Source organism: Pseudorhodoferax aquiterrae, assembly GCF_014652235.1.
GTDB lineage: Bacteria > Pseudomonadota > Gammaproteobacteria > Burkholderiales > Burkholderiaceae_C > Pseudorhodoferax > Pseudorhodoferax aquiterrae.
Genome location: NZ_BMYK01000036.1, coordinates 29,448 through 47,795 on the forward strand (window position 1 = coordinate 29,448; position 18,348 = coordinate 47,795).

23 protein-coding genes are annotated in these 18,348 nt (G+C 71.0%); 17 read left to right on the forward strand and 6 right to left on the reverse strand.

Annotated elements, in window-relative coordinates; translation table 11 throughout:
• Positions 1–10: 10 nt before the first annotated feature.
• On the reverse strand, positions 11–1,249 hold the full coding sequence (locus IE209_RS30150) for a YihY family inner membrane protein (RefSeq protein ID WP_189690589.1): 1,239 nt from the start codon (positions 1,247–1,249) through the stop codon (positions 11–13).
• 21 nt (positions 1,250–1,270) lie between these two features.
• Here IE209_RS30150 and IE209_RS30155 point away from each other — a divergent pair, with 21 nt between their 5' ends.
• The 7 genes from IE209_RS30155 (at position 1,271) to IE209_RS30185 (ending at position 5,680) form a co-directional block, all read left to right on the forward strand.
• On the forward strand, positions 1,271–1,663 hold the full coding sequence (locus IE209_RS30155; protein ID WP_189690590.1) for a DUF2069 domain-containing protein: 393 nt from the start codon (positions 1,271–1,273) through the stop codon (positions 1,661–1,663).
• Positions 1,664–1,679: 16 nt separating this feature from the next.
• Positions 1,680–3,116, forward strand: a complete 1,437-nt coding sequence (locus IE209_RS30160) for an FAD-binding oxidoreductase (RefSeq protein ID WP_189690591.1) — start codon at positions 1,680–1,682, stop codon at positions 3,114–3,116.
• Positions 3,117–3,161: 45 nt separating this feature from the next.
• Complete coding sequence (locus tag IE209_RS30165) at positions 3,162–3,401, forward strand: type II toxin-antitoxin system CcdA family antitoxin (protein ID WP_189690592.1); 240 nt, start codon at positions 3,162–3,164, stop codon at positions 3,399–3,401.
• A 1-nt stretch (position 3,402) separates the two neighbouring features.
• Positions 3,403–3,717: a CcdB family protein gene (locus tag IE209_RS30170; RefSeq protein ID WP_189690593.1), complete on the forward strand. Its 315-nt coding sequence runs from the start codon at positions 3,403–3,405 to the stop codon at positions 3,715–3,717.
• Position 3,718: 1 nt separating this feature from the next.
• Positions 3,719–4,543: a thymidylate synthase gene (locus IE209_RS30175; RefSeq protein ID WP_373305461.1), complete on the forward strand. Its 825-nt coding sequence runs from the start codon at positions 3,719–3,721 to the stop codon at positions 4,541–4,543.
• A 9-nt stretch (positions 4,544–4,552) separates the two neighbouring features.
• Positions 4,553–5,062, forward strand: a complete 510-nt coding sequence (locus IE209_RS30180) for a dihydrofolate reductase (protein ID WP_189690594.1) — start codon at positions 4,553–4,555, stop codon at positions 5,060–5,062.
• A 156-nt stretch (positions 5,063–5,218) separates the two neighbouring features.
• The gene (locus IE209_RS30185) at positions 5,219–5,680 is read left to right on the forward strand and encodes a CopD family protein (protein ID WP_189690595.1); all 462 of its coding nucleotides are present in this window, start codon (positions 5,219–5,221) and stop codon (positions 5,678–5,680) included.
• Here IE209_RS30185 and IE209_RS30190 read toward each other — a convergent pair.
• On the reverse strand, positions 5,658–6,140 hold the full coding sequence (locus IE209_RS30190; protein ID WP_189690596.1) for a DUF2231 domain-containing protein: 483 nt from the start codon (positions 6,138–6,140) through the stop codon (positions 5,658–5,660). The two genes, IE209_RS30185 and IE209_RS30190, sit on opposite strands and share 23 nt — an antisense overlap.
• Positions 6,141–6,194: 54 nt before the next feature.
• Here IE209_RS30190 and IE209_RS30195 point away from each other — a divergent pair, with 54 nt between their 5' ends.
• Genes IE209_RS30195 through IE209_RS30215 form a run of 5 tightly spaced genes read left to right on the forward strand, consistent with a single transcriptional unit; the run spans position 6,195 to position 11,188 of the window.
• Complete coding sequence (locus tag IE209_RS30195; RefSeq protein ID WP_229883137.1) at positions 6,195–6,872, forward strand: cytochrome c oxidase subunit II; 678 nt, start codon at positions 6,195–6,197, stop codon at positions 6,870–6,872.
• Positions 6,869–9,373 (forward strand): cytochrome c oxidase subunit I, encoded by a 2,505-nt coding sequence (gene ctaD, locus IE209_RS30200; RefSeq protein WP_189690597.1) that lies wholly within the window; start codon positions 6,869–6,871, stop codon positions 9,371–9,373. Before IE209_RS30195 ends, ctaD begins: the two co-directional genes overlap by 4 nt.
• A gap of 2 nt (positions 9,374–9,375) precedes the next feature.
• Positions 9,376–9,750, forward strand: a complete 375-nt coding sequence (locus tag IE209_RS30205) for a hypothetical protein (protein WP_189690598.1) — start codon at positions 9,376–9,378, stop codon at positions 9,748–9,750.
• Positions 9,735–10,481, forward strand: coding sequence for a cytochrome c oxidase assembly protein (locus IE209_RS30210; RefSeq protein WP_189690599.1), 747 nt, complete (start codon positions 9,735–9,737; stop codon positions 10,479–10,481). Before IE209_RS30205 ends, IE209_RS30210 begins: the two co-directional genes overlap by 16 nt.
• Before the next feature lie 47 nt (positions 10,482–10,528).
• Positions 10,529–11,188, forward strand: coding sequence for an NUDIX hydrolase (locus IE209_RS30215; RefSeq protein WP_189690600.1), 660 nt, complete (start codon positions 10,529–10,531; stop codon positions 11,186–11,188).
• Here IE209_RS30215 and IE209_RS30220 read toward each other — a convergent pair.
• The gene (locus tag IE209_RS30220; RefSeq protein WP_189690601.1) at positions 11,185–12,138 is read right to left on the reverse strand and encodes an arsenic resistance protein; all 954 of its coding nucleotides are present in this window, start codon (positions 12,136–12,138) and stop codon (positions 11,185–11,187) included. The genes IE209_RS30215 and IE209_RS30220 overlap by 4 nt on opposite strands.
• 115 nt (positions 12,139–12,253) lie before the next feature.
• On the opposite strand from IE209_RS30220, the gene IE209_RS30225 reads away from it, so the two are divergent.
• Together IE209_RS30225 and IE209_RS30230 are read left to right on the forward strand one after the other, a co-directional pair.
• Positions 12,254–13,162 carry a TauD/TfdA dioxygenase family protein gene (locus IE209_RS30225; RefSeq protein WP_189690602.1) on the forward strand — a complete coding sequence of 303 codons (909 nt, stop codon included), beginning with the start codon at positions 12,254–12,256 and terminating at the stop codon, positions 13,160–13,162.
• 22 nt (positions 13,163–13,184) lie between these two features.
• Positions 13,185–14,015, forward strand: coding sequence for an amidohydrolase family protein (locus IE209_RS30230; RefSeq protein WP_189690603.1), 831 nt, complete (start codon positions 13,185–13,187; stop codon positions 14,013–14,015).
• Positions 14,016–14,027: 12 nt separating this feature from the next.
• Here IE209_RS30230 and IE209_RS30235 read toward each other — a convergent pair whose 3' ends face one another.
• Entirely contained in the window at positions 14,028–14,840 is an 813-nt protein-coding gene (locus IE209_RS30235; protein WP_229883138.1) for a phosphodiesterase, read from the reverse strand.
• Between the two features lie 44 nt (positions 14,841–14,884).
• Positions 14,885–15,448, reverse strand: coding sequence for a TetR/AcrR family transcriptional regulator (locus IE209_RS30240; protein ID WP_189690604.1), 564 nt, complete (start codon positions 15,446–15,448; stop codon positions 14,885–14,887).
• A gap of 102 nt (positions 15,449–15,550) precedes the next feature.
• On the opposite strand from IE209_RS30240, the gene IE209_RS30245 reads away from it, so the two are divergent.
• Entirely contained in the window at positions 15,551–16,282 is a 732-nt protein-coding gene (locus tag IE209_RS30245) for a glutathione S-transferase (RefSeq protein ID WP_229883139.1), read from the forward strand.
• Here the strand turns inward: IE209_RS30245 and IE209_RS30250 are convergent.
• The gene (locus IE209_RS30250) at positions 16,260–16,952 is read right to left on the reverse strand and encodes an HAD family hydrolase (RefSeq protein WP_189690605.1); all 693 of its coding nucleotides are present in this window, start codon (positions 16,950–16,952) and stop codon (positions 16,260–16,262) included. The two genes, IE209_RS30245 and IE209_RS30250, sit on opposite strands and share 23 nt — an antisense overlap.
• A gap of 115 nt (positions 16,953–17,067) precedes the next feature.
• Here IE209_RS30250 and IE209_RS30255 point away from each other — a divergent pair, with 115 nt between their 5' ends.
• Both IE209_RS30255 and dmeF read left to right on the forward strand, forming a co-directional pair.
• Positions 17,068–17,340, forward strand: a complete 273-nt coding sequence (locus IE209_RS30255; protein ID WP_189690606.1) for a metal/formaldehyde-sensitive transcriptional repressor — start codon at positions 17,068–17,070, stop codon at positions 17,338–17,340.
• Positions 17,337–18,299, forward strand: coding sequence for a CDF family Co(II)/Ni(II) efflux transporter DmeF (gene dmeF / locus IE209_RS30260; RefSeq protein ID WP_189690607.1), 963 nt, complete (start codon positions 17,337–17,339; stop codon positions 18,297–18,299). Before IE209_RS30255 ends, dmeF begins: the two co-directional genes overlap by 4 nt.
• Positions 18,300–18,348 lie beyond the last annotated feature (49 nt).

Below are 18,348 nucleotides of genomic sequence, written 5' to 3' on the forward strand. Positions count from 1 at the left end.
GGCACCGGCGCTATAGCGCATCACGCAGCCGCAGCGCGTCCCAGCGGCCACGGTCCCAGAGCCCGGCCAGCGGCGCACTGCGGTCCACCAGCAGCCGCTCGATGAGCGGCGCCAGCGGTGTGCTGTCGGGGTCGGCCAGCAGCACGTAGCGCGCCTCGGCCGCGCCGTCCGTGCCGTGTGCGGCCTCGTCCAGCCGCGCCACCCAGTCCAGGCCCGCCAGCGCCTGCAGCACGGGCTCCAGCTGCAGCGGGGTCGTGCCCAGTGCGCGGCCGAGTTCGCCGGCCGACCGCCCATGCGCCTGGCCGCTGCGCGCGCGGTGCAGATGCTGCAGCACCTCGATCGCCAGGTGGAAATGCCAGCCGTAGGCGGCCGTGGGCCGCGCCACGCCGGCCAGCAGGCTGGGCAGGTAGGCCGCGATCACGGCGCCCAGCAGCACGATGATCCAGGCCAGGTAGATCCACAGCAAGAGGATGGGCGCCGTGGCGAAGGTGCCGTACATGGCCGAATAGGTCGGCACCGACCCGATGTACAGGGACAGCAGGCGCTTGGCCAGCTCGATGCCCACCGACACGAAGATGCCGCCGGCCAGCGCGTGGCCCCACCTCACGTCGGTATTGGGCACATAGCGGTAGACCGCGGCCATGCCCAGCGCGAGCAGGCCGAACTCCAGGGTGTCCAGCAGCACGCGCACGCCGCCCGGCAGGCTGTCCACCAGACCGCGCGAGGACGAGACCGCGTAAGAAGTCATGGCCAGGCTGGCGCCCAGCAGCAGTGGCCCCAGCGTGATCAGCGCCCAGTAGATCAGCACGCGCTGGCCCAGCGGCCGCGGCGGCACGCGCCAGATGCGGTTCAGCGTGCGGTCGATGGTCAGCACCAGCGCCAGCGCCGTGACCAGCACCACCGCCAGGCCCAGGCTGCCGAGCCGGCTGGCCTGGCTCGCGAACTGCGTGAGGTAGCCCAGCACCTGGCGCGCGATGGTGTGGGGGATCAGGCTTTGCACCAGCCAGCGCTCCAGGCCCTGCTGCAAGGTGCCGAACATCGGGAACACCGTGAAGATGGCCAGCGCCACCGTGAACAGCGGCACCAGGGCCAGCATGGTGGTGAAGGTGAGGCTGCTGGCGGTCAGCGCGAGCTGGTCCTCGCGGAAGCGCTCGCGCAGCGTGTGCGCGGTGGTGCGCCAGGGGAAATGCGCCAGATCGCCCAGCAGCGCGTGCAGGCGCTCGGGCAGGTGGCGGGGGGCGGCAGACATGCTCGGTATCATGCCAGCCCCATGCCTAGCGCCCCCCTGGATCCCACCGTCGCCTGGACCCGCCGCATCGCCGTCGCGAGCCTGCTGGCCATGGTCGCGCTGGGCCTGGCCTGGGAACTCTGGCTGGCGCCGCTGCGCCCGGGCGGCAGCTGGCTCGCGCTCAAGGTGCTGCCGCTGTGCATCCCGCTGGCCGGCCTGCTCAAGAACCGCATGTACACCTACCGCTGGCTGAGCCTGCTGATCTGGCTGTATTTCACCGAAGGCGTGGTGCGCGCCTGGAGCGACCCGCTGCCGGCCGGCCGCTGGTGTGCGCTGGCCGAGTTGCTGCTGTGCCTGCTGCTTTTCGCGGCCTGCGCCATGCATGTGCGGCTGCGCTTTCGCAATGCCCGGCTGGCGGCCGCCGCCGGCGAATGAACGAGGACTGGACTCCATGACCGCTGCCCTGCTCGACTCCCTGCGCGCCATCGTCGGCGATGCCCATGTGCTCACCGATGGCGACCTCTCCGCCTGGGAGCAGGACTGGCGCAAGCGCGAGCGCGGCCGCGCGCTGGCCGTGGTGCGGCCCGCCAGCACCGAGCAGGTGGCGGCGGTCGTCAAGGCCTGCGCGGCGGCCGGCGTCAGCATCGTGCCGCAAGGCGGCAACACCGGCCTGGTTTGCGGCTCCACGCCCGACGCGAGCGGCCGCCAGGTCGTGCTGTCCACCAGGCGCATGAACGCCGTGCGCGCGATCGACCCGGCCAACCTCACCATCACCGTGGAGGCCGGTTGCGTGCTGCAGTCGCTGCAGGAAATCGCCGAGAAGGAAGGCTTCCTGTTCCCGCTGAGCCTGGGCGCCGAGGGCAGCTGCACGATCGGCGGCAACCTCTCGACCAACGCCGGCGGCACCCAGGTCGTGCGTTACGGCAACACGCGCGAGCTGTGCCTGGGCCTGGAAGTCGTGACGGCCGAGGGCGAGGTCTGGAGCGGCCTGACGGGCCTGCGCAAGGACAACACCGGCTACGACCTGCGCGACCTGTTCGTGGGCGCCGAAGGCACGCTGGGCATCATCACCGCCGCGACCATGAAGCTCTACCCGCTGCCTGCCGTGCAGCTGACGGCCTGGGCCGCCGTGCCTTCGATGGAGCACGCCGTGGAGCTGCTGGGCCTGGCCCACCGCACGCTGGGCGCGGGCCTCACGGGCTTCGAGGTCATGGGCCGCTTCGCGCTGAGCCTGGTGGCCAAGCATTTCCCGCAGCAGCGCGTGCCCTTCGTCACCGCCGCAGCGGAGGCCGCCGACGAGACGCCCTGGTGCGTGCTGCTGGAGAACTCCGACGACGAATCGGAAGAGCACGCGCGCAGCCGTTTCGAGAAGCTGCTCGAGGTCGCCTTCGAGGCCGGCTGCGTCAGCGATGCCGTGATCGCCGAGAACCTCACGCAGGCGCGCGCGCTCTGGCACGTCCGCGAGAGCATCACGCTGGCGCAGGTCGAGGAAGGGCTCAACGTCAAGCACGACATCTCGATCCCAGTCTCGCGCATCCCCGAGTTCGTGCGCACGACCGATGCACTGCTGGCAGAGAAGATCCCCGGCGTGCGCATGGTGGACTTCGGCCACCTGGGCGACGGCAACCTGCACTACAACGTGCAGGCGCCCGAAGGCGTCGATGCCAAGGCCTTCCTGGCCGCGCAGGAAGAGCACATCAACACGCTGGTGTTCGACGCGGTCAAGGCCTTCGACGGCTCGATCTCGGCCGAGCACGGCGTGGGCAGTTTGAAGCAGCACAAGCTGCCGCACTACAAGTCGCCCGTGGCGCTCAAGCTCATGCGCGCGATCAAGGGTGCGCTGGACCCGGAGAACCGCATGAACCCGGGGCGCGTGCTCGAGGCCTGACATGCGCCTAAAATCTGCGCATTCCATTTGCGCAGAAACGATGCCATGCCGCGCTTCGACAACGCTCCCAAGAAGGCCACCAACCTGTCGCTCAACGCCAAGGTGCTGGAGATGGCGCGCGAGCTGGGCATGAACCTCTCGCAGACCGTCGACGAGCTGCTGGCTGCGGAGGTCAAGCGCCGTTATTGGGAGCGCTGGAACGAGGAGAACAAGGAAGCCGTGGCCGCCTACAACGCCCGGATCGCCAAGGAAGGCCTTCCGCTCGCCAAGTACCGCAGCTTCTGAGATGGCCCGCTTCGACGTCTACCGGCATCCCGATGCCGGACTGCGCAAGTTCACGCCCTACCTGCTGGACATCCAGAACGACTACATCGACAGTATCGATACGCGCGTCGTGCTGCCGATGCGCTCCGCCAAGCTGTTCGGCCCGCCCATGCGCGACCTCAATCCCGGTTTCGAGATCGATGGCATGGCCGTCGTGCTCGACACACCGGCCATCGCAGCGTTCCCTGCCGCGGAATTGCGCCAGCCGGTGCTGAGCCTGCGGTCGCAGTCCGATGCGATCGTCGGCGCACTCGACACACTTTTCGGCTCGTACTGACATGACCATCCCATCCACCTCCCGCCCGATCCGTTCCCAGTACGAAGACTTCATGCGCCATGTGCACAGCCATGGCGTGGCCAAGGGCGACCGCACCGGCACGGGCACGCAGAGCGTGTTCGGCCACCAGATGCGCTTCGACCTGTCCGAGGGCTTCCCGCTGGTCACGACCAAGAAGGTGCACCTCAAATCCATCATCGTGGAACTGCTGTGGTTCCTGACCGGTTCGTCCAACAACAACTGGCTCAAGGAGCGCGGCGTGTCGATCTGGGACGAGTGGGCGCGGGAAGACGGCGACCTTGGCCCGGTCTACGGCGTGCAGTGGCGCTCCTGGCCCACGCCCGATGGCGGCCACATCGACCAGATCGCCGAGGTGGTCAAGCAGCTCAAGAGCAACCCCGATTCGCGCCGCATCATCGTGAGCGCCTGGAACGTGGCCGACCTGTCGAAGATGGCGCTGATGCCCTGCCACGCCTTCTTCCAGTTCTACGTCGCCGAGGGCAAGCTGAGTTGCCAGCTCTACCAGCGCAGCGCGGACATCTTTCTGGGCGTGCCCTTCAACATCGCCAGCTACGCGCTGCTCACCCACATGCTGGCCCAGCAGTGCGACCTGGAGGTCGGCGACTTCATCTGGACCGGCGGCGACTGCCACATCTACAGCAACCACGTGGAGCAGGTGGAACTGCAGCTCTCGCGCGAGCCGCGCCCCTACCCCCTGCTGAAGATCCTGCGCAAGCCCGATTCGATCTTCGACTACCGGTACGAAGACTTCGCCATCGAGGGCTACGACCCGCACCCGGCCATCAAGGCGCCGGTGGCCGTCTGAGGCACTGACATGCCCACACTGCACCTGATCTGGGCCCAGGCCGAAGGCGGCGTCATCGGCTACCACAACACCCTGCCCTGGCGCCTGCCCGAGGACATGGCGCACTTCAAGGCCACGACCATGGGCTGCCCGGTGCTGATGGGCCGCAAGACCTGGGATTCGCTGCCGCCCAAGTTCCGGCCGCTGCCGGGCCGCATCAACATCGTGCTGACGCGCCACCCCGACTGGCAGGCCGACGGCGCGTTGCGCGCGGCCTCGCTTGAGCAGGCCATGGGCCTGTGCCCGGCAGACGCCAAGGTCTGGGTGACGGGCGGTGCCGATGTCTATGCGCAGGCGCTGCCGCTGGCCAGCACGGCCGTGGTGACCGAGATCGAGGCGAGCTTCGAAGGCGATGCCTTCGCGCCGCGCCTGGGCGCCGCCTGGACCGAGGTCGCGCGCGAGCGCCATGTCTCGGCCACGGGCCTGGCCTTCAGCTTCGTGCACTACCGCAACAGCGCGCTCACGGCCACGGGCCTGTAGTCCCGCTCCGACCTCCACGCGGCGCACGGGCCGCTGGAAACACGCGCACTGCGGGCGCGAGACTGTGCGCACCGCCATCGGCACGCGCAAGACCTACTCCAACCAGCGCGCCCGGCCCATCGGCCGAGCAACCGTCGGCACCGCCCTGAATGCCGCATGGACCTGCTCGCCGTCTGGATGCCCTGGATCAAGTTCGTGCACCTGGCCGCCCTGTTGACCTGGTGCGCCAGCCTGCTGGCGCTGCCTCCCTTGCTGGCGCTGGTTCCATCGACCCACGGCCGCGTCGCGCGGCACCGGTTGCGCGCGGCCATGCGCTTCGTCTACATCGCACTGGCCTCACCGGCCGCCGTGCTGGCCGTGGTCTCGGGCACGGCGCTGATCCACCTCATGAACGTCTACGCGCCCTGGTTCTTCGCCAAGCTCACGCTGGTGGCGGCGATGGCCTTGTTCCACGCGGGTTGCGGCAAGCTGATCCTGGTGCTGCGCGAGCGGCCGCGTGCCTGGCCGCCGGGGCTGCTGCTGGCCATGGCGGGGCTGCCGATGGCGCTGATCCTCGGCGTGCTGTGGCTGGTGCTGGCCCAGCCCGCGTGGCCCTTCAGTCTTCCTCGTCTTCGTTGAGGACGCCCACCCGATGCTCGAACACCAGCGTCCCGCCCAGCCAGCCCGCCACCCCCACCAGCAGCACCCCGAGGCCGGAGAGGTACATCCCCATGGGCACGATGGCCGCCTCGGCATCGCCCAGCCGCAGGCCCCAGTTGGCCATGCCGACCGACAGCAGCATCACGGCCACGACGAAGTGGCTCCAGGCGGCGGCGCGGCGGCGGATGTCGCGCACGACCAGCAGTTCGGCCGTGCCGACCAGGCCGGCCGCGATGCCGCTCAGCGCACCACCGCCGGCCAGCCACAGCGACATGCGGGCCCAGAACGGGTCGCTGAAGTACCACCAGGCCAGGTCGCTCGCGAACACGCTGACCAGGAAGGCGATCGGGAACGGCACCAGCATCGCGTGCGCGGGATGGCCGAAGAAGTGCACGCTGGTCGTCGTGCCGTGCGGAATGGGGTCGGCGTAGTGCTTCATGCTGCGCACCACTGTAGAAGGCGCGCGGCGCGGCGCGCTGCCGGCGCACACGCCGTGGCCCTGTGCGCAACCACCCTGCTGGCCGGTTGCGGCACCAGCGGCCCGCTGTCCGCGCTGGACCCGGCCGGCCCGGGCGCCGCGCCCATCGCACAGGTCTGGTGGTGGATGTTCTGTAGCGCCAGCGTGCTCACGCTGGGCATGACGGTGCTGGGCCTGGCCGCCGCGTTGCGGCGCCGGCCCGGCGGGGTGTCCACGCCGCGCGCGGAGCGCGCCTGGCTGCTCGGCGGCGGGCTGCTGCTGCCGGGCCTGGCGATCGGGGCGCTGCTGCTGTGGGGCCTGCGCGCCGGCCACGCCTTGCTGCCCTTGCCCGGCGCAGCCCCCGTGTTCACGGTGGAGGTCACGGCGCGCCAGTGGCAGTGGGACGTGCACTACCCGGCCCATCCGCTCGCATCGACGCAGCCCAACCGCATCGACATCCCGGCCGGCCAGCCCGTGGACGTGCGCGTGCGCACGGTCGACGTGATCCACGGCTTCTGGGTGCCGCGCCTGGGCGGCAAGATCGACACGATCCCGGGCCGCACCAACGTCGTCCGCCTGCAGGCCGATGCACCAGGCATCTACCGCGGCGTCTGCGCCGAGTACTGTGGCACGGGCCACGCGCGCATGCCCATGGAAGTGCATGCGCACGCGCCCGAAGCACTGGCCGCACGCATGGCCGGGGGGACGCCGTGACGCAGCGCTCTCCTCGGCCGGTGGCCCTGCACCGCCGTCTGCAACAGGTCTGGCACAACCCGCCTGGCTGGCGTTCGCTCTCGGCGGTCAACCACAACATCGTGGGCCGGCGCTTCATCGCCACGGCGCTGCTGTTCTTCTTCGTCGGCGGCCTGCTGGCCATGCTGATCCGGGCCCAGCTGGCGACGTCGCAATCGGCCTTCCTGGACGACGCGCTGTACGCCCAGGTCTTCACGATGCACGGGACCATCATGATGTTCCTGTTCGCGATCCCGCTGATCGAGGGCTTCGCGATCTACCTGCTGCCCAAGATGCTGGGCGCGCGCGACCTGGCCTACCCGCGCCTGGGCGCCTTCGGCTACTGGTGCTACCTGCTGGGCGGGCTGATCCTGCTCGGCGCGCTGGCGGCCGGGCTGGCGCCCGACGGCGGCTGGTTCCTCTACACGCCGCTGTCCAACGCCACGCACACGCCGGGCGTGAACGCCGACGTCTGGCTGCTGGGCATCACCTTCGTGGAGATCTCGGCCGTGGCCGCGGCGGTGGAGATCATCGTCACCATCCTGACCATGCGCGCGCCGGGCATGCGGCTCGTGGACATGCCGGTGTTCGCCTGGTACATGCTGGTCACGGCCGGCATGATGCTGGTGGGTTTTCCGCCGCTGATTCTCGGAAGCCTGATCCTGGAGCTCGAACGCGCGGCCGGCTGGCCCTTCTTCGACGCCGCACGCGGCGGCGACCCGCTGCTGTGGCAACACCTGTTCTGGCTGTTCGGCCACCCCGAGGTCTACATCATCTTTCTGCCCGCGGCGGGCATCGTCTCCACGCTGATCCCCACCTTCGCGCAGCGTCCGCTGGTGGGCCGCAGCTGGGTGCTGGCCAGCGTGGTGGCCATGGGCTTCATCAGCTTCGGGCTCTGGGTGCACCACATGTTCACGGTCGGCATCCCGCACCTGGCGCTGGTGTTCTTCTCGGCCGCGAGCATGCTGGTGGCGATTCCCACGGCGGTGCAGATGTTCGCCTGGATTGCCACGTTGTGGCACGGCCGGCCGAAGCTGGCGCTGCCCATGCTGTGGCTGCTGGGCTTCCTCGTGGTCTTCGTCTGCGGCGGGCTCACGGGCGTGATGCTGGCGCTGGTGCCGTTCAACTGGCAGGCCCACGACACGCACTTCGTCGTCGCGCACCTGCACTACGTGCTGGTCGGCGGCTTCCTGTTCCCGTTCCTCGCGGGCGTGTACTACTGGTTCCCGCACCTGTTCGGCCGCCAGACGCTGCCGCGCCTGGGCAGCTGGGCGTTCTGGCTCGTCTTCGTCGGCTTCAACACCACCTTTTTCGTGATGCACCTCACCGGGCTGCTGGGCATGCCGCGGCGCGTGGGCAGCTATGTGGCCGGGCTGGGCTGGGATCTGCCGAACCTGGTGTCCTCCCTCGGCAGTTTCGTGATGGGAATCGGCTTCTTCCTGCTGCTGATCGACCTGGTGGTGAGCGCCTACCTGGGCCGCATCGCCCCGCAGAATCCCTGGCGTGCCTCCACGCTGGAATGGGCCATGCCCACACCGCCGACCTTCTACAACTTCGCGAGCCAGCCGCGCATACCGGGCGCCGAGCCGCTGTGGACGGAACCGGACCTCGGTGCACGCGCAGCGGCGGGCGAAGGCCTGCTGGCCGAGGCGCAGGCGGACGAGCAGCGCAGCCTGGGGAGCGATCCCGTCAGCGGCGAGCCCACCCACGTGGTCCGCCTGCCGCGCCCCAGCTGGCTGCCGCTGGCGGCCGCCCTGGCCGTCGGTGGCGTGTTCATGGCTCTGCTGACGAAGAACTACGGGCTCGCGCCGCCGGCGGCGCTGCTGGCGCTCGCGCTGTTCTGGTGCTGGGCGTGGTCCATCGGGCTGCGGCAGGATCCCGCCGCCGTAGACGTGGGGCCGGGCCTGCAGCTCCCCGTGCACGACGTGGTCGACCGCGCCCCCGGCCGCGCCGGCCTGCTCTGGACGCTGGTGGCCAATGGCAGCTTCTTCGTCTCCCTGCTGTTCGGCCACGCCTATCTCGCGACCGTGGCGCCGGGCTGGCCGCCGCCCCGCTGGCTGCACGCCGGCTGGACCACGCCGCTGGCCGGCGCCGCCGCGCTGGCCCTGGCCTGTGGCGCCATGCACTACGCCGAGCGCGCCAACGCCCGCGGCGATGCGCGCGGGCGCCAGCTGGCCCTGCTGGCGGCCCTCATCGCCGCGCTGTCCGCCACGCTGCTGCTGCCAACCGGTGTGCTGCCCGGCATGCCCTCGCCACGCGAACATGCCTACGGTGCCATGCTGGCCTTCAGCCTGGCCTATGCGGTGCTGCACACGGCCCTGGGCGCGGTGTTCGCGGCCTATGCGCTCGCCCGCGGGCAGACCGGCTACCTGTCGGCCCGGCGCAGCGTGGAACTGCACAACGCGCGGCTCTGGTGGGACTACACGGCCGCCACGGGCGCCGTGCTGCTGCTGGCCATGCACGTGCCGGGCTGGAGGCACTGAGCATGCAGGCCACCACCCCCATCCGCTGGCTGTGGGGCAGCACCGCCGCGCTGCTGGTCTGGGCCAGCTGTTTCGTCGTGCTCTACGCCGGTCTGACGCTGGGATGCGAAGCCGGCTGGCACGCGCGCCGGCTTGGCGGCGTCAACCTGCTCACAGGCGCATTGGCGCTGGCCTGGTGCGTGCACCTGCTCGCGCTGGCCGCGTTGTGGTGGTGGTTCGGCCACTGGGCCGAGCCGCTGCGCCGCCTGGCACGCATGCTCACGGTGGTGGCTGCCGCCGCCACGGTGTGGACCGGCTGGCCGCTGCTGGCCTTGCCGCCGTGCGCCGGCCAGACGCTGGCATCGACCATGGAGGACGCCACATGTTCGAGGACCTGATCTCCCTGTGCCTGGCCGGCAGCGCGCCGGCCCTGCCACAGGACTGGTGGCTGCGCTGGAGCCTGGCGCCGGCCACGCTGGCGCCGCTGCTGGGCCTGCTGGCCTGGCTGCTCGTACGCCGCAGCAGCCTGCGCGCGCTCGCGGGCTGGAGCCTGCTGGCGCTGGCCCTGGTCTCGCCGCTGTGCCGGCTCGCGGCCACACTGGCCTGGGCCCACATGGCGCAGCTCATGCTGCTGCTGGGCGGCACCGGACTGCTCGCGCTGGAAGCGCCGCCGCGCGCCCGCCTGCCCCAGCCCGGCCCCGCGGCCGCCGTGCACGGTGCCCTGCTGTGGTTGTGGCACTGGCCACCGCTGTACGCGGCCGTGCTGGCGCATGCGGGCCTGCATCTGTTCGCGCTCGCACTGCTGCTGGCATCGGCCTGGTGGTTCTGGGGCGCCGTGCTGCTGGCCCCCGTGCCGCAGCGCGGCGTAGCACTGCTCGCGCTGCTGGCCACCATGGCCCACACCGGCCTGCTGGGTGCGCTGCTGACCTTCGCGGGCGAGCCGCTGTACGTCTTGCAGGCGCCGGGGGCGCGCGCCTGGGGCCTGGAGCCGCTGCAGGACCAGCAACTGGCCGGCCTCTTGATGTGGGTGCTCGGTGCGCTGGGCTACCTGCTGGCCGCCGTGGCGCTGGCGCTGCGCTGGTTCGCAGCGCCGGCCCACCCAGTCCGGCGCGCGACACCGGCGCATTGAGGCACGGGCATACTGGCCCGGCCCACGACCCGGACCACCGCCCCACCATGCAGCTGGATGCAGCGCTTCGCGACCAGATCGCCCACCACCTCGCCCGCTTCGAGCTGCACGGCGTGCCGGCCGCCGGGCAGCGCGCCGCCGTCGCGCTGGCGCTGGTCGAGGAAGGCCTGGGTGCCGAATTTCCGGGGCTGCCGCGCCCCACCGGCTGGAGCCGGGAGGCCGCCGTGCTGCTCACGCGGCGTGCCCTGCACCTGCGCAACCACCCGGGGCAATGGGCGCTGCCTGGCGGCCGGGTCGAGTCCGGCGAATCCGCCGCCGACGCGGCGCTGCGCGAGCTGCACGAGGAAGTGGGCCTGGAACTGGCTCCCGATGCCGTGCTGGGCCTGCTCGACGATTTCCCCACGCGCTCGGGCTTCGCGATCACGCCGGTCGTGGTGTGGGCAGGCCCCGTGCAGACTGCGCTCGCGCCCAACCCCGCCGAGGTGGCCAGCATCCACCGCGTGCGCCTGACCGAGTTGCAGCGCGCCGATGCACCCTTGCTCGAGCCGATCGAAGACAGCCCGCACCCTGTGCTGCGCATGCCGGTCGGCGAGGGCTGGGTGGCAGCGCCCACGGCCGCCCTGCTGTTCCAGTTCCGCGAGGTCTGCCTGGCCGGCCGCGCCACGCGCGTGGCGCACTACGAGCAGCCGCTGTTCGCGCGCAGTTAGGCCGGCTCACCCAGCCGCCCCAAGCGCGGCATCCAGCGGATGTAGACCAGCTCGGCCACGAGCTCCACCAGCGTCTGCGCCACCACCACGGCCGGCAGCAGCGGCAGCGCGCCCGGCACGGCCAGGGCCAGCGGCAGCACCACGAGCGAATTGCGCGTGCCCGCGCTGAAGGCCACGGCACGGGCGGCCGGCACCGGCAGCCGCGCGCGGCGCGCCAGCCACCAGCCCAGCAGCGGCGCCAGCAGCGCGAACAGACCGCAGACCGGCACGGCGCGCCATGCCGCCGGCCCGGCCTGGCCCAGCTGCGGCAGCACGGACGCCACGACCAGCAGCAGCACGAGCGCCGTGGCCGGCACCGGCAGCAGCGCAAGCGCCGCGTTCACGCGCGCACCAGCCCAGCGCTGGCAGGCCAGGGCCAGCGCCAGCGGCGCGGCGATGAGCCAGACGAAGGCCTGCACGAAAGGCCCGGGCCGCACCAGGCCGGCCGCGGCCTCGCCCAGCAGCAGCGCGAGGAACAAAGGCAGCAGCGCCATCTGCAGCAGCAACAGCCAGGGCGTGGCCGCCAGCAGCAGCCGCGCATCGGCCCGGCCCATCTGGGCGAAGGTGACCACGTAGTCGATGCAGGGGCACAACAGCACCAGCAGCACACCCAGGCGCAGCAAGGGATCGGCTGGCAGCAGCGGCAGCAACAGGGCCACCAGCAGCGGCACGGCGACGAAGTTCACGCCCAGCAGCGTGGCCAGGAAGCGCCGCGCCCGCAGCGCCTGGCCCAGCGACGCCAGCGGCAGCTGCAGGAAGGTCAGGAACAGCATGAGCGCCAGCGCCGGCGCGATGGCCGGCTGCCAGGCCGCCGTGCCGCGCAGGCCACACGCGAGCGCGGCGCCGAACAGCACGGCGCCGAAGTAGATCGCCACCTGGCGCGTCTCCAGAAGGTCTTTGAAGGCAGGCACCGGGCCGAGCTTAGCCTGCGCCGTTGGGCGCATATCGACATGCGCAAAGCTGCGTTCACGCGCATGGCTGCGCTGCCTAGCATGGCCATCCGCTTCACCGCCCAAGGAGTTCCCCATGTCTGCCGTTCTCGAGCGCCCACCCCTGCAGAACGACCGCACCGCGCCCTGGCAGCTGCAGCCCATCGTCGGCGCCGCGCTCGGCGCGCTGGCCCAGGGCATCGACGCGCGCCAGCCGCTGGACGCGGCCCAGGTCCGCGCGATCCGCCTGGCCCTGCAGCGCCACCGCATCGTGCTGCTGCGCGGCCAGCAGCTTGACGACGCGCAGTACCTGCGCCTGGCCAGCTACTTCGGCAGCGTGTTCCAGCCGCCGGCCGACGTGCCCGTGCTGGCCTCCGACCTCTACGGCGGCACCACGCCTGCCATCGTGAAGGTCGGCAATGTCGAGGAGGGCGTGCTCGGTCACCACGAGCTGGCCGCGCACTCCGACCACCACTGGACGCCGCAGCCCTCCTCGGGCTCCTTTCTGTACGCGCTGCAGGTGCCGTCCGTGGGCGGCGCGACCACCTGGGTCGACGAGGTCGCGGCCTACGAGGCGCTCGACGGGGCCACGCGCGCGGAGATCGACGGCTTGCAGCTGATCACCTACAACCCCTTCCTGCGCCGGCTGCACCCGCTGCCCTCGGGCGAGCGGCCGCTGTACCGCACACCCGACATCGAACCGCTGACGCCGTTCGAGGTGCATCCGCTCGTGCGCACGCATCCCGACACGGGGCTGCGCCTGCTGTACCTGGGCGCGGCGACCGAGGTCGAGGTCGTGGGCTGGGATGCCGCCCGCGGCCGCGCGCTCATCGAGCGGCTGCGCGCCCATCTCGCGCAGCCGCGCTTCGCCTACACGCACCACTGGCAGGTGGGCGACATCGTCTACTGGGACAACCAGGCCACGCTGCATGCGCGCACCGGCTTCGCCGCCGAAGAGACGCGGCTGCTCAAGCGCATCAGCCTGTCGGGCAGCCGGCCGTTCTGAGCTGGCGACGTAGCATGGGCGCATGACCCCGCCCCCTGCGATGCCCATCGTGGACTGCCATGTCCACGTCTTCGACCCCGAACGCTTTCCCTACGCGGCCGACACGTTTTACCGGCCGACCGCGGCCGAGACCGGCACACCGGCGCAACTGGCCCATGTGCTGGATGCGCACGGGGTGCACCATGCGCTGCTGGTCGGCCCGAACTCGGGCTACGGCCTGGACAACCGGCTGCTGCTGGACACGCTGGCCCGCGGCGGTGGCCGCTACAAGGGCATCGCCGTGCTGCGCAACGATGCCGGCCGCGACGAGCTGCAGGCGCTGAAGGCGCAGGGCGTGGTCGGTGTGGCCTTCAACGTCGCGCTGCTGGGCGTGGACTTCTACCGCGACATCGGCCCCCTGCTCGAACGCCTGCGCGAACTCGACCTCTGGGCCGATGTGCAGGTCCAGGGCGACCAGCTCGTCGCGCTGGCCCCGCTGCTCGCGGACAGCGGCGCGCGCCTGGTGTTCGACCATGCCGGCCGCTTCGTGCCGTCCGCGGGCCGCGGCCAGGCCGGCTTCGCGGCCCTGCTCGCGCTGGCCGGCACGGGCCGGGCGGCGGTCAAGCTCTCGGGCCTGGCCAAGGTCTCGGGCGAGGCCTATCCGCATGCGGACTGCGCGCCCTATGTGCAGGCGCTGGTCGAGGCCTTCGGGCCGCAGCAACTGGTCTGGGCCTCGGACTGGCCTTTCCTGCGGGCGCCCGCGCGCATCGACTACGCGCCGCTGCTGGCGCTGCTGGAGCGCCAGCTGCCGGACGCAGCCGCGCGCCGGCAGGTGCTGTGGGAAACGCCACGGCGGCTGTTCGGCTTCGACTGACCCGCGCCCTGCTCACGCGAAGTCGAACGGCCCCTCGAAATCACCGATGGTGCTGAGGTGGCTGACCATGCCGTCGGCCGCGCTCCACAGGTGCAGCATGCAGGCCGGCGGCGCCATGAACGACGCCGGCCGGGCGTCGGGCTGCAGGCGCAGCGCGATCTCGGTCGTGGTGCTGGGGCAGCTGCAGACCACGGTGCCGGCCCAGCGCCGCAGCATCAGGCGGTGCACATGGCCGCACAGCACGCGCTCCACGTTGTCGAACGCGCCGATCACCTGCGCGAGCCGCTCGGGCGCGCGCAGCGCGTAGCCATCCATGTACGGAATGCCGCTGGCGAACGGCGGGTGGTGCAGCACCACCAGCGTGGGCTTGGCGCGGTCCGCCGCGAGCGTGGTGTGCAGCCAGTCCAGGCCGGCCTCGTCGATGGCGCCATGGTGCGCGCCCGGCACGGTCGAATCGAGCGCCACGATGCGCACCGGATGCGTGTCCACGCAGAAATGCAGCGGTCCGGCCGCGGGCAGCCAGGCATGGTCTGCGAAGGCCGCCCGGAACGCGTCGCGGTGGTCGTGGTTGCCGGGAACCACGAGGCAGGGAATCGCCAGCTCCGCGAGCAGTTCGCGGGCCATGGCGTATTCGTCGGGGTGGCCTTTGTCGACGAGGTCGCCGGTCAGCAGGACGAGGTCGGGGCGCCGGTCCAGCCCCTGCAGGTGGGCGATGGCCTGGGCCAGCATGCGGTTGGAATCGGCGACGCCGTGGTAGCGCTGGCCTTTCGGCCGGATGTGCGTGTCCGAGATCTGGCCGATGAGCAAGCGGGTCTCCTGGTGCATGGGCCGGCAGCCATGCAGGTTTCATTCCACACGCGCCTGGCCGCTCAGGCCGGCAGCAGCCCGGCCGCGCGGTAACTGCCGACCAGCGCGTCGTACAGCGCGATGTCCGACCGGCTCCTGGCGACCAATTGCGCGCCGGCGATGGCCGCGAAGATGGCGCGCGCCCGGTCTTCGCCGTCCTCCGCACGGACCAGCGCGCCGGCCACCAGCAGCTTGGCCAGCCACGCCACGTTGACGTCCGTGAAGGTCTGCACCTGCGTCTTCACGGCCTCGGGCAGGTCGTCGTATTCGGCGGCCATGTAGCTGCACAGGCACATGCGGTTGCCGGTTTCGAGCGCCTTGCGGAACACCTCGGGGTAGCGGGCCAGGCACCGGACCGGGTCTGGCGTGTCGGCCCACATGGCGTCCAGCGTGGCGGCAGTGTCTTCCCAGTAGCGCTGGGCCACGGCCGCACCGAGGTCGGCCTTGGTCGGGAAGTGGTAGTGGATGCTCGCACTCTTGATGCCCACGTCCTGCGCAAGGTCGCGGAAGTTCAGTCCGCTGTAGCCGTGCGCCTGCGCCATTCGCTTGGCGGCGGCCAGGATGTCCTCTCGTGCGTTCGAAGCCATCTGTCGGCCCTCCTTGCTCCAATTATCTACCAAGTGATAGATAGCTCTTGACGCACCCACGCGCACCACCTAGTATCTACCTACCAATTGATAGGTAAACACATGAACACCCTGAGCCACCCCGCCGATGCTGCGCCGCAAGCCACCATGACGGTCCACGACTGGCACACGGGCCCCTACCCGGCCCGCGTCCGGATCGCACTGGCGGAAAAGAACCTCCAGTCGCGCGTGCGCTTCGTCTCGGTCGATCTCTGGAAAGGCGAGCACAAGCAGCCGGGCTTTCTGGCCAAGAACTACTCGGGCACGCTGCCGGTGCTCGAACTCGAGGATGGCAGCTGCATCGCCGAGTGCACCGCCATCACGCAATACCTCGATGCCCTGGACGGCGTGCCCACACTGACCGGCACGACGCCACGCGAGCAGGGATTCATCCACATGATGAACAAGCGCGCCGAGATCGAGCTGCTCGATGCCGTCAGCGTGTACTTCCACCACGGCACGCCGGGGCTCGGGCCTGATGTCGAGCTGTACCAGAACGCCGAATGGGGATTGCGCCAGCGCGACAAGGCCGTGCGGGGCATGCGCTACTTCGACACGGTGCTGCAGCAGCAGCCCTTCGTGGCCGGCGACCGCTTTTCGATGGCCGACATCGCCGTCATCGGCGGCTTGATCTTTGCGGAACTGGTGCAGCTGCCCATCCCCGCGGACTGCGCGGCGCTGCGCGCGTGGTGGGCCGACATGCAGCAGCGGCCGAGTGTGAGGGACCGGGTGGCGATGTCTGCGCCGGCCAAGGCGCCAGGGCCGGTGGCCGCTACGCGGCCAGCGATTCGATGATGGTCCAGCCCTTGGCCTGGGCCACCTGCCGCAGCGCATCGCTGGGGCTGACGGCCACCGGCCGGCTCACCACGTCGAGCAGCGGCAGGTCGTTGACCGAATCGCCGTAGAAGCTCACGGACGCGAAGGCGTCCAGCCGCAGGTCCTGCGCGGCCAGCCAGGCGTGCACGCGGTCCACCTTGCCCACGTGGAAGGACGGGATGCCCAGGATGCGGCCCGTGATGCGCCCCGCGTCTGCGCGCTCCAGCTGCACGGCCAGCACATGGTCGATGCCGAAGGCCGCGGCGATGGGCGCGGCCAGGAACTCGTTGGTGCCGGTGACCAGGGCCACGAGGTCGCCGGCCTGCTGGTGCTGCGCCACCAGGCGCCGCGCCGCCACCGGAATCGCGGGCACGATCACCTCGGCCACGAACTCGGCGCGGATGGCGAGCTGCTCGTCCTCGCCCCGGTCGCGCCAGGGCGCGGTGGAGAAGTCGATGAAGCGGTGCAGGTCCAGCCGGCCCAGGTGGTGGTCTTCGAGGAAGGCCGCGTTGCGGGCCTGCCAGGCCTGGGCGTCGACCCAGCCGCGGCGGGCGAGGAACTGGCCGAAGGCCTGGTTGGTGTCCAGCGGCAACAAGGTGCCGTCGAGGTCGAACAGCGCCAGGTGGCGCTTGTCGGGGGGCGTGTCCATGCGCGGATTGTCCCAGCCTTCGCACCATGACCGCGTGCGCGCCATGGGCGATGCCCGGCCGCAGGGACGGTCTCGGTAATATAGCCCCCCACACTATATTGAGGCCCACCCATCCATGTCCCACACCTTGCGGCAAAAGGAAAAACTGCTGGCCCGCGTGCGCCGCATCCGCGGCCAGATGGAGGGCATCGAGCGCGCGCTCGAAGGCGGATCGGCCTGCGGCGAGGTGCTGCGCCAGCTGGCCTCCGCGCGTGGCGCCATGGCCGGTCTCAGCGCCGAACTCATGGCCGACCACCTGCAGGAACACGTGGTCGACGCCGCGACCGAGGCCGAGCGGCGTGCCGGCGGCCAGGAACTGCTGGAAGTGATCCGGACGTACATGAAATGAGCACCGCACCCCACACCCCGTTCCAGGCGCCGCACGCGCATGTCTACCTGGGCCGCGACCACCGTCGCAACGAGCGCCGCGTCTGGTGGGTCATCGCGCTGACGGCCGCCATGATGGGCGTGGAGATCGTCGCCGGCACGGTCTACGGCTCGATGGCGCTGGTGGCCGATGGCTGGCACATGGCCACCCACGCGGGCGCCATGCTGATCACGGCGCTGGCCTACCGCTACGCCCGGCGCCACGCGGGCAACCCGCGCTTCGCGTTCGGCACGGGCAAGCTGGGCGACCTCGCGGCCTTCGCAAGCGCTGTGGTGCTGGGCTTGATCGCGCTGCTGATCGGCTGGGAGAGCCTGCTGCGCCTGGCCCGCCCCGTGCCGATCGACTTTGCCCAGGCCATGGCCGTGGCCACGGCCGGCCTGGCCGTGAACCTGGCCAGCGCCTGGCTGCTGCGCCAGGACCACGGTCACCACCACCATGGGCATGGGCACCACGACGACGACCACGACCACCACGCGCATGGCGAGGGCCCGCGCGACAACAACCTGCGCGCCGCCTACATGCACGTGCTGGCCGATGCGCTGACCTCGGTGCTGGCCATCGCGGCGCTGGCGCTGGGCCGCAGCCAGGGCTGGCTGTGGGCGGATCCGGCCATGGGCCTGGTGGGCGCACTCGTGATCGCGCGCTGGTCCTGGGGCCTGGTGCGCGATGCGGGCAGCGTGCTGCTCGATGCGCCCGTCCAGGGGCCGCAGGTGCGCGAGGAGATCCGTCACGCCCTCGCGCCCACGGGCGACCGCATCGAGGACCTGCATGTCTGGCAGCTCGGTCCTGGCCACTTCGCGGCCATCGTGTCCATCGCTTCGGCGGCGCCGCGCGAGGCGTCGGCCTACAAGGCGCTGCTGGCGCCGATCCACGAACTCGCGCACGTGACCGTGGAGACGCAGCGGCTGCCGGCGGCTTAGCCCGGATCTTTCGTGAAGGCAGCGCCGAGGCGGCCACGTGGCTGCGGGG

Coding starts and splice junctions, on each gene's coding strand:
- IE209_RS30190 (WP_189690596.1), bottom strand. CDS start 6,140: ATGAAGCACTACGCCGACCCCATTCCGCACGGCACGACGACCAGCGTG.
- IE209_RS30210 (WP_189690599.1), top strand. CDS start 9,735: ATGTTCGAGGACCTGATCTCCCTGTGCCTGGCCGGCAGCGCGCCGGCC.
- dmeF (WP_189690607.1), top strand. CDS start 17,337: ATGAGCACCGCACCCCACACCCCGTTCCAGGCGCCGCACGCGCATGTC.
- IE209_RS30150 (WP_189690589.1), bottom strand. CDS start 1,249: ATGTCTGCCGCCCCCCGCCACCTGCCCGAGCGCCTGCACGCGCTGCTG.
- IE209_RS30165 (WP_189690592.1), top strand. CDS start 3,162: ATGCCGCGCTTCGACAACGCTCCCAAGAAGGCCACCAACCTGTCGCTC.
- IE209_RS30240 (WP_189690604.1), bottom strand. CDS start 15,448: ATGGCTTCGAACGCACGAGAGGACATCCTGGCCGCCGCCAAGCGAATG.
- IE209_RS30230 (WP_189690603.1), top strand. CDS start 13,185: ATGACCCCGCCCCCTGCGATGCCCATCGTGGACTGCCATGTCCACGTC.
- IE209_RS30235 (WP_229883138.1), bottom strand. CDS start 14,840: ATGCACCAGGAGACCCGCTTGCTCATCGGCCAGATCTCGGACACGCAC.
- IE209_RS30215 (WP_189690600.1), top strand. CDS start 10,529: ATGCAGCTGGATGCAGCGCTTCGCGACCAGATCGCCCACCACCTCGCC.
- IE209_RS30225 (WP_189690602.1), top strand. CDS start 12,254: ATGTCTGCCGTTCTCGAGCGCCCACCCCTGCAGAACGACCGCACCGCG.
- IE209_RS30250 (WP_189690605.1), bottom strand. CDS start 16,952: ATGGACACGCCCCCCGACAAGCGCCACCTGGCGCTGTTCGACCTCGAC.
- IE209_RS30185 (WP_189690595.1), top strand. CDS start 5,219: ATGGACCTGCTCGCCGTCTGGATGCCCTGGATCAAGTTCGTGCACCTG.
- IE209_RS30155 (WP_189690590.1), top strand. CDS start 1,271: ATGCCTAGCGCCCCCCTGGATCCCACCGTCGCCTGGACCCGCCGCATC.
- IE209_RS30245 (WP_229883139.1), top strand. CDS start 15,551: ATGAACACCCTGAGCCACCCCGCCGATGCTGCGCCGCAAGCCACCATG.
- IE209_RS30180 (WP_189690594.1), top strand. CDS start 4,553: ATGCCCACACTGCACCTGATCTGGGCCCAGGCCGAAGGCGGCGTCATC.
- IE209_RS30175 (WP_373305461.1), top strand. CDS start 3,719: ATGACCATCCCATCCACCTCCCGCCCGATCCGTTCCCAGTACGAAGAC.
- IE209_RS30205 (WP_189690598.1), top strand. CDS start 9,376: ATGCAGGCCACCACCCCCATCCGCTGGCTGTGGGGCAGCACCGCCGCG.
- IE209_RS30255 (WP_189690606.1), top strand. CDS start 17,068: ATGTCCCACACCTTGCGGCAAAAGGAAAAACTGCTGGCCCGCGTGCGC.
- IE209_RS30170 (WP_189690593.1), top strand. CDS start 3,403: ATGGCCCGCTTCGACGTCTACCGGCATCCCGATGCCGGACTGCGCAAG.
- IE209_RS30160 (WP_189690591.1), top strand. CDS start 1,680: ATGACCGCTGCCCTGCTCGACTCCCTGCGCGCCATCGTCGGCGATGCC.